General features: G+C 62.9%; 10 protein-coding genes and 2 tRNA genes. 8 read left to right on the forward strand and 4 right to left on the reverse strand.

All coding sequences use genetic code 11. The features are described from left to right. Nucleotides 1–52 precede the first annotated feature (52 nt). The 5 genes from NKH78_RS21295 to NKH78_RS21315 all read left to right on the forward strand — a co-directional run bounded on the left by NKH78_RS21295 (nucleotide 53) and on the right by NKH78_RS21315 (nucleotide 3806). Nucleotides 53–676, forward strand: a complete 624-nt coding sequence (locus NKH78_RS21295) for a DUF4031 domain-containing protein (RefSeq protein WP_352883883.1) — start codon at nucleotides 53–55, stop codon at nucleotides 674–676. After that, nucleotides 673–876, forward strand: coding sequence for a hypothetical protein (locus NKH78_RS21300; protein WP_352883885.1), 204 nt, complete (start codon nucleotides 673–675; stop codon nucleotides 874–876). The genes NKH78_RS21295 and NKH78_RS21300 overlap by 4 nt, the downstream gene beginning before the upstream one ends. Then, on the forward strand, nucleotides 873–1568 hold the full coding sequence (locus tag NKH78_RS21305) for a hypothetical protein (protein ID WP_352883887.1): 696 nt from the start codon (nucleotides 873–875) through the stop codon (nucleotides 1566–1568). Before NKH78_RS21300 ends, NKH78_RS21305 begins: the two co-directional genes overlap by 4 nt. Beyond that, on the forward strand, nucleotides 1565–2542 hold the full coding sequence (gene ybiA, locus NKH78_RS21310; protein ID WP_352883888.1) for a riboflavin biosynthesis intermediates N-glycosidase: 978 nt from the start codon (nucleotides 1565–1567) through the stop codon (nucleotides 2540–2542). Before NKH78_RS21305 ends, ybiA begins: the two co-directional genes overlap by 4 nt. A 184-nt stretch (nucleotides 2543–2726) precedes the next feature. Further along, nucleotides 2727–3806, forward strand: a complete 1080-nt coding sequence (locus NKH78_RS21315) for a site-specific integrase (RefSeq protein WP_352883890.1) — start codon at nucleotides 2727–2729, stop codon at nucleotides 3804–3806. Nucleotides 3807–3905: 99 nt separating this feature from the next. Here the strand turns inward: NKH78_RS21315 and NKH78_RS21320 are convergent. Next, nucleotides 3906–3981 (reverse strand) — tRNA-Val (locus NKH78_RS21320). Nucleotides 3982–4198: 217 nt separating this feature from the next. Between NKH78_RS21320 and NKH78_RS21325 the strand changes: the two genes are divergently transcribed. Then, nucleotides 4199–4275 (forward strand) — tRNA-Asp (locus NKH78_RS21325). Between the two features lie 235 nt (nucleotides 4276–4510). Here NKH78_RS21325 and rbsK read toward each other — a convergent pair. Genes rbsK through NKH78_RS21340 form a run of 3 tightly spaced genes read right to left on the reverse strand, consistent with a single transcriptional unit; the run spans nucleotide 4511 to nucleotide 6999 of the window. After that, entirely contained in the window at nucleotides 4511–5452 is a 942-nt protein-coding gene (rbsK, locus tag NKH78_RS21330; protein WP_352506461.1) for a ribokinase, read from the reverse strand. A gap of 4 nt (nucleotides 5453–5456) precedes the next feature. After that, nucleotides 5457–5909, reverse strand: a complete 453-nt coding sequence (locus NKH78_RS21335; RefSeq protein ID WP_023674665.1) for an RbsD/FucU family protein — start codon at nucleotides 5907–5909, stop codon at nucleotides 5457–5459. Nucleotides 5910–5940: 31 nt separating this feature from the next. Then, entirely contained in the window at nucleotides 5941–6999 is a 1059-nt protein-coding gene (locus tag NKH78_RS21340; RefSeq protein ID WP_352506462.1) for an ABC transporter ATP-binding protein, read from the reverse strand. 294 nt (nucleotides 7000–7293) lie between these two features. Here NKH78_RS21340 and NKH78_RS21345 point away from each other — a divergent pair, with 294 nt between their 5' ends. Then, on the forward strand, nucleotides 7294–8958 hold the full coding sequence (locus tag NKH78_RS21345; RefSeq protein WP_352689363.1) for an ABC transporter substrate-binding protein: 1665 nt from the start codon (nucleotides 7294–7296) through the stop codon (nucleotides 8956–8958). A gap of 128 nt (nucleotides 8959–9086) precedes the next feature. Beyond that, nucleotides 9087–10208 carry a carbohydrate ABC transporter permease gene (locus tag NKH78_RS21350; protein WP_352506569.1) on the forward strand — a complete coding sequence of 374 codons (1122 nt, stop codon included), beginning with the start codon at nucleotides 9087–9089 and terminating at the stop codon, nucleotides 10206–10208.

Raw genomic sequence — 10208 nt, forward strand, 5'->3', positions numbered from 1 at the left:
CTGGCCGGCTGCTCGACGGGGTCGAGAACAACGCCACGCCAGAGGTGCCAGCATGAGCGGTTCCGCGCAATGCCCGCATGTCGACTTCCAGTTCGAAGTCAAGGTCGCCCGGTTCGAGGACGATACGATCAAGCAGGCCGACATCACCGGGCGGTGCATCAATTGCGGTAAGCCGCTCGTGTTCTTCTGCGACCTTCCCATGGGCGTCAGTTGGACTCATCCGACGTTGTCGACCGACGCGCAGGAAACTTCGCCTGCCGGTGGTCGTACTCGGGGACGAGGTCGACGAGGCCAAGCCGCGACCCAGCTTCAGCGTGCGGGAAGTTCGATGAGCGTCTACGTCGACAACATGCGCGCATCCTTTGGCCGGATGAAAATGTGCCACATGATCGCCGACAGCACTGACGAGCTGCTGGCCATGGCCGACAGGATCGGCGTTGATCGCAAGTGGCTCCAGAAGCCTGGCACGCCTCACGAGCATTTCGACGTCGCGCTTTCCAAGCGCGCATTGGCGCTGTCTGCCGGCGCAATCGAAGTGTCCATGATGGAGCTCGGTCGCATCATCCGGGCGCGTCGAACCGAGCCGCGGCGTTGCAAGACCAATCTCGTCGGCGGCATGGGCGAATGCCTCGCCTGCGATGCCGATCAGGGTGAAACCTGCCGGGGGCCGAGATGATCGAAAAGCACGCCGGCCTCCAGCAGATCGTTTGCGAATGCGGCTCGTCGCAGAGCCGAACCTATCAGGCCGACGAGTTCGACGTGATGGTGTCCGACGCGCGCCGTGAAGGCTTCGTCATCGTCAAGGTCGCCGGCCAGTGGCAGCACACCTGCCAGGACTGCGCACGGCCGGCCAGAGCGCAAAGGAAGCTGCTGTGACAGACCGCCCGATCCTCTTTTCCGGTTCGATGATCCGCGCGCTGCTCGCCGGCACTAAGACGCAGACGCGGCGCGTTCTTCGAGCGAAGCCGGGCATGACGATCGCCGACGCCACCGTCGACGCCGGCCCGGCCTGCGGAGGCATTGGCAGGAGGCTTGAACTGCCAGTCGACAAGCTCAAGGTTCCCTACGCTGTCGGTGACCGGCTCTATGTCCGCGAGCGCGTGGCCTGCGGCGCTTGCGCCCCGGGAAAGCCATCGCATTGGGCGCCTTCTTTCTGGCGCCGTGAGCAGGGCACGCCGAAGAATCCTAATGGTCTTTGGTATGAGGCGGATGGCCTTGGACCCGAGTACCCGATCACGGAACGTGGCCGCTGGGTGCAAGGCATGCATATGCCGCGCTGGGCGTCGCGCCTGACGTTGATCGTCGCCGAAGTTCGCGTGCAGCGTTTGCAGGATATCGACGAGGTCGACGCCCGCGCCGAGGGTATCAAGCCGGAAGAGCACGATGACGGCCGGATCATCTTTCCCGTGCCTGGTCATGATGACCACGCCAACACCGCCAAGGGCGCCTATCGCAAACTCTGGAACGGCCTCAACGAGGCGCGAGGCTTCGGCTGGGACGTGAACCCTTGGATTGTCGCGGTGACCTTCACTGTCGAGCATTGCAACATCGCGAGGAGCACGACATGACCACGCCTCTGCCGTGCCCATGCTGCGGGGTAGCGCTTCGACACATCGAAAGCTTGGCGCGGTCGTTCCAACCGCCGCGCACTTATCACGAGTGGCATCACGTCGAAGACAACGGCTGCTGGCTGCGCAAGCGCGTCGGCAAGATCATTCTGACCACCACGGATGACGAAGTTGAGCAGGCCGAGACCATCGCCGCATGGAATCGCCGCTCCAATCCCGAAGCGCCAGGCGCACCGATGGGTGTGGCAACACACCGCCATAAAAAGCGCGGGACCGAGTACGCGATGATCGGCATTGGCAAGATGCAGAGCGAACACTGGATTGACCCTCACGGCGGCGCTTTGCTCGATTCAGTCGATATGGATGAGGTTGCCCTGTACCGCTCGGTCGATGATGGGTCGCTATGGGCTCGCCCCCGCTACGAGTTTGAAGACGGTCGCTTCGAAGCCCTGCCAGCCGCTCGGGAGATGGTGGAATGCCACAAGTCCGATACGCCGGAACGAGTGTGCTTCTATGAGCAGGATTTCTATGTCCTGTCGAATTTCTCTGCATTCACCATCATGTGGGAGTGGACGAAGCTCGTAGGATTGGTGCGCTTCGACACGTCAGAGGCCGTCTATCACTTTATGAAGTTCAAGGCGAATGTACCCACCGCGCAGCAATTTCAACTGATGGAGCGCATCCGCCGTGCTCCGTCGGCTCACGAGGCATTCAAGCTCGCCGAGCGCAACAAGCATCTTCGCCGGCCCGATTGGGACAAAGTTAAGGTCGATGTCATGCGCGACATCCTTCGGGCAAAAGCCGCTCAGCATGAATACGTGCACCGCAAGCTGCTGGCGACCGGCGACCGCGAGTTGGTCGAAGATAGTTGGCGAGATGATTTCTGGGGCTGGGGACCGAACCGCGACGGCAAGAATATGCTCGGCAAGCTCTGGATGGAAATCCGTGCCGAACTTCGGAACCAACAGTCGTGAGCGCGCCATCCGCCTCCGAAGACGACACGCCGATGCGGCTGCAGGAAGCGTGCGATAAGTTCTTTGGCGGCAGGATTACGCCGAAGGCCCTGCGCGCCGAAGCCCGCAAGGGGAATTTGACAATCGAGCAGATTGCCAACAAGGATTTCGTCACACCGTCCGCAATCAGGGAAATGCGACTCAAATGCCGCGTCGAAAAAGCCCGCCCCGCATCGTCCCAAGGCTCGACCGGGACGGGGTCAAGCGGCTCGTCATCCGCGACGGGTCCGTTTACAAGCGAACGGGATGCCTTGTTGGCGAAACTGAAGTCGCGGCGGAAAAGCTCGCGGAATACATCGGCCAAAAAAAGCAAAAGCCCGTCGCCGTCGAACGTGGTCCCGATCACGTATCGTGCGCAGCAGCGCTAGACTATTACCTCGCCGCCAAGCAGGCCCCTTCCGACAATGGCGATGATGAAGCGGACACGGAGCCGCTGGAAGGCCGCATCGCCTTCCTGACCGCCTTCTGGGGCGACAGGCCGCTATCCTCGATCGACGGCGAAACCTGCCGTGAATATGCCGCCAGCCGCAAGCGCCCGGCAGCCGCCCGACGCGAGCTCGAGGACATGCGCGCCGCTGTCTATCTCTTCTGTAAAGAGAAGCGCCTCAACTTCCGGCCGTATTTCGATCTTCCGGCCAAGCCCGTGGCGCGCGAGCGCTGGCTGACCAGGCAGGAAGCCGCCGAGCTGCTGCGCGGCGCCTTGCGGCTGCGCCGCGCCAGGCCGAAGACCTACCAGTGCCTGCCGCGCTTCATCATCCTTGGGCTCTACACCGGCACGCGGCACGCCGCGATCCTCGACCTCAACTGGAACCGCGGCCCGGCCGGCGGATGGCCCGACCTCGACGCCGGCGTGCTCTACCGCCGCGGTGAGCGCGTGCGCGAGACAACCAAGCGCCGGCCGCCAATGCGACTGCCGCGGCGCGCTATCGCGCATCTCAAGCGGTGGAAGCGGATCGATGGCGGCAAGGGTCCGGTAATTCATGCCAAGGGCGGCGAACCGATCGGCCTGATGCGGAAGTCGTTCGATGCCGCACGTGTCGAGGCCAAGCTCGGCGACGAGGTGACGCCGCACATCCTGCGCCACACCCGCGCGACCTGGCTGATGCAGCGTCGCGTGCCGATCTGGGATGCCGCCGGCTCGCTGGGGATGACCGTCAAGCAGATGGAATCGACCTACGGCCACCATCATCCTGACTTCCAGCAGGCAGCCGCCGATGCCTACTAGAGCGCCCGAAAACCATCGTTTCTGGGCGCATATCTGGGCGCACCAGACGCAGCCTACCTCCAAGCGAACGCAGACCGCATTGATTTCATTGACTAAAAATGGTGGGCGATGACGGGCTCGAACCGCCGACATCTTCGGTGTAAACGAAGCGCTCTACCAACTGAGCTAATCGCCCGCTCCGGGCCGGACCTTTAAGCAGTTAGGACCGGCTTCGCAAGGACAAATGAACGGCGAGTGGCTTGGCCGGGAGTCGGTTTCGGCAACAAAGTTCGGCTTGTCAAAAAACCTTCTCCTGTTTGCTGTTATGCTGTCCGGGTCCGCTTGACACCCGGTGGCTTACCCCTTATCCACCGCCCCAACGACGAACACGGCTGACACGTGCTCGTCCATGCGCGGGTGTAGCTCAGTTGGTTAGAGTGCCGGCCTGTCACGCCGGAGGTCGCGGGTTCGAGCCCCGTCACTCGCGCCATTTCTCCTTAGGGCCACGTGCCCTTGATGTCGGAGAAATGTCGACGTTGATTTGTCAAAAATCATCTTCTTTCGTGACCCAGTCCAGGTCCATTCCTTTCGAATTCTGGCATTGATCCTCATCCATCGACCTGCCCGCCTGTTTGTGGTCAAGCCAGAAGACAATAGCTTCTCGGACAAGAGCCGGGTCTAACCCATTCGCTCCCGCTCACAGTCTCATCCCGCAGCGCCGGGCTTCACCCCTTGGCGAGCAGTGCCTCGACTTCCTGCAGCGTCGGCATGGACGGCGCGGTGCCCGGGCGCGTGACCGAGATGCCGGCGACGGCGCAGGCGAAGCGCACCGCCTGCAGGGGTTCGATCCCGCTCGACAGCGCGGCGGCCAGGCCGCCATTGAAGGCGTCGCCCGCCCCGGTGGTCTCGATGACCGGGCCGGCGGCGACCGCTGCGACATGCTCGGAACGGTCGGCCGTGTGCAGCAGCGCGCCCTTTTCGCCGAGCGTCACGACGACAGCGCCCACGCCCTTCTCAAGCAGGCTGTCGGCGGCACGGCGGGCATCGTCGATGGAGGACACCTTGATGCCGGTCAGTTCCTCGGCCTCAGTCTCGTTCGGCGTCACATAGTCGCAAAGTGTATAGATGCGGTCCGGAAGCTTGGCCGCCGGCGCCGGGTTGAGAATGGTGGTCACCCCTGCCCCGCGCGCGATCTCCAGCGCCCGCATCGCCGCCTCGATCGGCTGCTCAAGCTGGGTGACGAAGACGCCGGCCGCGCGGATCAGGCCGGCATTTGCCTCGATATCGGCGGGCGTGATCAGCATCGCCGCACCGGGGCTGACGATGATCGCGTTGTTGCCGCTCGTCTCCTCGATGAAGATATAGGCGGCACCGGTGTAGCTTTCCGGCGTGTCGATGACGGCGCTCTTCACTCCGGCCTGCGACCAGGTCTGTCTCGCCATATCGGCAAAGGGGTCAGCCCCGAGGCGGGTCAGGAAGGTGACATCGGCACCGAGCCGGCCGGCTGCCACCGCCTGGTTCGAGCCCTTGCCGCCGGGGCCGAGCGTGAAGGACGTGCCCAGGATCGTCTCGCCCATCCGCGGCTGGCGGGCGGCGCGGTAGGCCGTGTCGGCGACGAAGACGCCCAATATGACAACCGGCTTCATGACGATCGGTTTCGCCGGCATGCCCCTACTCCGCATCCGGTGGCACGACGCCCTTGCGGAAGGCAAAACAGCCATAGAAGCGGCGCTCGCCGGTCTGGATGACGCAATAGGCCTTCTTGGCGCGTTCGTAGAAGGCGTAGCGCTCGACCGAGATCATCGGCCAGGCCTTGCCCTCGGCGGCATCGATCTCTTTTTGCACTTCCTGCTGCACGGCGGGAATGTCGTCCGGCTTGCCGACGATCTCCATGCGCGCGGCCGCGTCGTCGACGAAGGTGTCCAGCGGATAGAGCGAAAGCACCGCCTTGACCACGTCGGCCGCCGACGCATCGATGCGCAGCAGCCGGCCAAGCACGGTCTGGCGCGCCACCGAATCGGACGGGAAATTGGTGTCGGCGATAATCAGATCGTCGCCGTGGCCCATCGCCCGCAGCGCCTGCAGCACATCGGCATTGAGCAGGGGATTGATTCCTTTGAGCATGGTATTCCTCGCGAAGTTTGCTGGGGCGAAATCAAAGACGCTTGCCGGTCTCTGCGTCGAAGAGATGCACCTGGTCGAGCCGCGGTTTCAGCTGCAGTGTGTCGCCCGGCTTGAAGTCGTGGCGCTCACGGAACAGCGCCACCATCTCGCCCTCGCCGAAGCGCAGGAACACCAACGTCTCGGAACCGGTCGGCTCGACCACCGAAATCTTCGCCGAAACACCATCTGGATGGATTTCGAGGTGCTCGGGCCGCACGCCGTAGACGACATTGCGGCCATCTTCCACGGCACTCTTGGCAGCAATCGGGAACGGCGTCCCGGCGATCTCGACGACGGGCTTGTCGCCCTTGCGCACGACGCCCTTGAGCAGGTTCATCGAGGGCGAGCCGATGAAGCCGGCGACAAACAGGTTGGCCGGCCGGTCGAACAATTCCAGCGGCGCGCCGACCTGCTCGATGCGACCGTCGCGCATCACCACGATCTTGTCGGCCATGGTCATGGCCTCGATCTGGTCGTGGGTGACGTAGATGGTGGTGGTCTTCAGTCGTTGGTGCAGTTCCTTTATCTCCGTGCGCATCTGGACACGCAGCTTGGCATCGAGATTGGAGAGCGGCTCGTCGAACAGGAACACCTGCGGGTTGCGCACGATGGCGCGGCCCATGGCGACGCGCTGGCGCTGGCCGCCCGAGAGCTGGCGCGGATAGCGCTTGAGGTAGGGATTGAGGTCGAGGATGTCGGCGGCCCGCTTGACCCGCTCAGTGACCACCGCCGGGTCGGTTTTGCGCAGCTTGAGAGCGAAGGCCATGTTCTGCTCGACCGTCTTGTGCGGATAGAGCGCGTAGTTCTGGAACACCATGGCAATGTCGCGCTTGGCCGGCGGCAAATGGTTGACGACGCGCTCGCCGATGGCGATGGTGCCGCCGGAGACCGTTTCCAGCCCCGCTACCATCCTCAGCAACGTGGACTTGCCGCAACCGGAAGGCCCGACCAGCACCACGAACTGCCCGTCGGCGATGTCGACGCTGACATCGTGCAGAACCTTGACGGTTCCGAACGCCTTGGCCACATTGCGGATCGCGACTTGAGCCATCATTCCCCCTTTGGTTGCCGTGAAGCTAAACAACGCAAACGGCGAGGGCAAGTCGGTCTCTTATAGATAAAAAACCCATTCACGTTGACACCGCACTTCGTTGTGCGAATAGTGACAGTGTCCGGCTTATGACCCTGTTCCGGGCGCACCGGTACGCTTGTCCGGGACTGAATGCCAAGCGTCGCGGGAGGGAGAATTCGGGCCGCTATTTACGGGAGTCGCTGTCGTTGGGGAACATAATCGGCGCTCCATCATCTGAACCAAATTCACGATTGACCTTCTGGGAGGAACGAGATGAAAGTCAGCCTTTATAACCAATTTGTCCGCGCCGGGGCCACCCGCCGCGACGTGCTGAAGGGAGCGGCCAGCATGGCCGCCCTCGCCGCGGCGTCTGGCGCCGGGCTTGGCGCCCTGACGCGCCCGGCCGCGGCCGCCGATGACCTGCGTGCGCAGATCCTGCAGATTCCGGGCGTCGGCAAGGGTCAGCCGACCGATGCCGATTTCCAGCAGGTCGGCGAGCTTTGCCTGGGAGCCACCAAGGCCAATGTCAAGGAAGGCGAATTCGCCGGCGTTGAACTCACCTTCATGGGCCTCAACAACCAGAACCTGCACAATGTGCTGTTTCGCGGCTTCCTGAAGCCGTGGGAGACCTATACCGGCGCCAAGATCAACTGGATCGACCTGGCGCAGGCTGACTACAATCCGCGTCTGCAGCAGGCGATCGCTACCAACACTATCGACTTCGACATTGTCGAAATGGGCGCACCGTTCGAAGGCGACGTCTGCGGCAAGGGCCTGACTTCGGAGATGCCCGACTGGGTCAGGACGCAGATCGACATGGACGACCTGGTGGCCTATCTGAAACCTCCCGTCGGCACATGGAACGGCAAGCAGTATCGTGTGACCGTCGACGGCGACGCGCATAACTTCAACTACCGCACCGATGTGTTCGCCGATGCCGATCTCGCCAAGGCGTGGAAGGATGGGGGCGGTGAAGGCGAATGGGGCGTGCCGAAGACCTGGCAGCAAGTGCAGGCGGTGACCAAGTTCCTCAAGGGCAAGCAGGTGAACGGCCAGGACGTCTATGGCTATCTCGATGCGCCCAAGCCCTGGGGCGGTTTCGGCTTCTACTTCCTCGGCAGCCGCGCCAGCGCTTACGCCAAACATCCCGACGACAAAGCTTGGCTATTCGATCCGGACACCATGAAACCGCGCGTCAACAACCCGGCCTGGGTCCGCGCGATCCAGGACGTGATCGATGCATTGCCTTCCGAACCGCAAGATCAGATCAATGCCGACCCGAACCAGACCTGTTTCTCTCAATTCCTCGGCGGCACCGGGTCGATGCTGGTTTGGTGGGGAGACGCTGGCTCGAACGTCAAAACCAACGACTCGTCGGTCGTAGGGGACGTCACCGGCTTCTCGATCCTGCCGGGCTCGGACGATGTCTACAACTCCAAGACCGGCCAGTGGGACAAGCTCGCCAGCGGCCCGAACCATGCGCCGAACTGCGCCTATCTCGGCTGGGGCGTCTACGTCATGGCGCGCGTCGACAGCGACGAAAAGAAGAAGAAGGCCGCCTGGTCCGCCGCCGCTCATCTCGGCGGCAAGGACCTGTCGCTCTGGTGCGCGGCCTATCCGTCGGGTTTCCAGCCCTACCGCAACTCGCATTTCAACATTCCGGAATGGGTGGCGGCGGGCTACGACGAAGCGTTCATAAGCTCATATCTCAAGTCGGAAGCCGACAGCTACAACCATCCGAACGCGGCGATCGAGCCGCGTATCCCCGGCATCTTCCAGTACTACAGCGCCGCCGAGGACATTTTGGCCAACACCTTTGCCGGCAAGATGAAGGCGCAGGAAGGCGCCGACGCCATCGCAGCCGCTTGGGAGAAGATCACCGACCAGATTGGCCGCGACAACCAGATCAAGCTCTACAAGGCCTCGCTCGGCATGTAGGCTGAGATCGTGAAACTTGGTCCGGCAGCGCAAAGCCGCCGGACCTCCGCTTGACCGACTTGGCCTCGACCGGCTCGGCCGGTCATCGAGCCTCCTGTGAACGGGCAAGACGCGTGGCTGACCGGACCCTGGCTGACCAGACTTTGTCGACAAGTGAATGGCCGGCAGGCGCCGTGCCATCCGACCTGATCCCACGGAGCCGCAAACGGCTTGGCTGGGCGCTGATGGCTGCTGCAACGCTCGGCCTTCTGGCGGTGATCGCGCTGCAGATCCTTTACAAGAGCGATGTCGACGCTATCGGCTTCGAGAGCTGGCGGCCGGTGGTCTACGCCTATGTGCTGTGGGGTGTCGCACTCGGCATCGGCCAGGTGCTGACGCGCGGCGAGGACGGCCAGCGCGCGCTGTTCCTGCTGCCGGCGCTGCTGTTCACCATTGCCATGGTGATCTTCCCGACCCTGTTCGGCTTCTACATCGCGCTGACCGATTGGAACCTCAGTTCTTTCAGCGGCCGGAAGTTCAACGGGCTCGACAATTTCTGGCAGATGCTGAACGATGCCTATTATCGCAACGCGCTGTTCAACATGGTGCTCTACGTGCTGGCGGTGTTGGTCGAATATGTGATCGCCTTCGGCCTGGCGCTGCTGCTCAACGCGCAGATCCGGGCGCGAAAATTCTTCCGCGTCGTCTTCCTGCTGCCGCTGATGCTGTCGCCGGTGGCGGTGTCGTGGATGATCGGCAAGTCGTTGATGGAATACCGCTTCGGGCCGGCCGCCACGCTGGCGCGGCATCTCGGCTGGGAAAACCCGGCCTTCTTCTCCAACCCGATCACCGCCCGCATCTCGATCATGGTGCTCGACGCCTGGACCTTCATCCCGTTCATGATGATCATGCTGCTCGCCGGCCTGCAGGCGATGTCGCGCGAAGTGCTCGAGGCGGCGCGTGTCGATGGCGCCAACCCATGGCAGACCTTCTGGCAGGTCACCTTCCCGCTGATGCTGCCGGTCTCGGTGACGGCAGTCATCCTGCGCATCATCTTCAAGCTGAAGCTCGCCGATATCATCATCACCGTCACCTCTGGCGGCCCGGGCGGCGCGACCGATTCAGTGTCGAGCTTCATCTACCGCGAATATCGCGATCGATCGAATGTCGGCTACGGCACGATGCTGGCGATGGCCTATTTGATCATCATCATCGTGTTCGTGACCTGGCTGCTGAAATTCGCCAGCCGCTTCGTGCGCAACGTCAACTGA

The sequence above is a fragment of the Mesorhizobium sp. M0910 genome (assembly GCF_040319465.1).
Lineage (GTDB): Bacteria > Pseudomonadota > Alphaproteobacteria > Rhizobiales > Rhizobiaceae > Mesorhizobium.

Excerpts from the sequence above, each read along its gene's own strand:
- NKH78_RS21295 (WP_352883883.1), top strand. The coding sequence starts at position 53 with ATGAGCGGTTCCGCGCAATGCCCGCATGTCGACTTCCAGTTCGAAGTC.
- NKH78_RS21300 (WP_352883885.1), top strand. The coding sequence starts at position 673 with ATGATCGAAAAGCACGCCGGCCTCCAGCAGATCGTTTGCGAATGCGGC.
- ybiA (WP_352883888.1), top strand. The coding sequence starts at position 1,565 with ATGACCACGCCTCTGCCGTGCCCATGCTGCGGGGTAGCGCTTCGACAC.
- NKH78_RS21315 (WP_352883890.1), top strand. The coding sequence starts at position 2,727 with ATGCCGCGTCGAAAAAGCCCGCCCCGCATCGTCCCAAGGCTCGACCGG.
- rbsK (WP_352506461.1), bottom strand. The coding sequence starts at position 5,452 with ATGCCGGCGAAACCGATCGTCATGAAGCCGGTTGTCATATTGGGCGTC.
- NKH78_RS21335 (WP_023674665.1), bottom strand. The coding sequence starts at position 5,909 with ATGCTCAAAGGAATCAATCCCCTGCTCAATGCCGATGTGCTGCAGGCG.
- NKH78_RS21340 (WP_352506462.1), bottom strand. The coding sequence starts at position 6,999 with ATGGCTCAAGTCGCGATCCGCAATGTGGCCAAGGCGTTCGGAACCGTC.
- NKH78_RS21345 (WP_352689363.1), top strand. The coding sequence starts at position 7,294 with ATGAAAGTCAGCCTTTATAACCAATTTGTCCGCGCCGGGGCCACCCGC.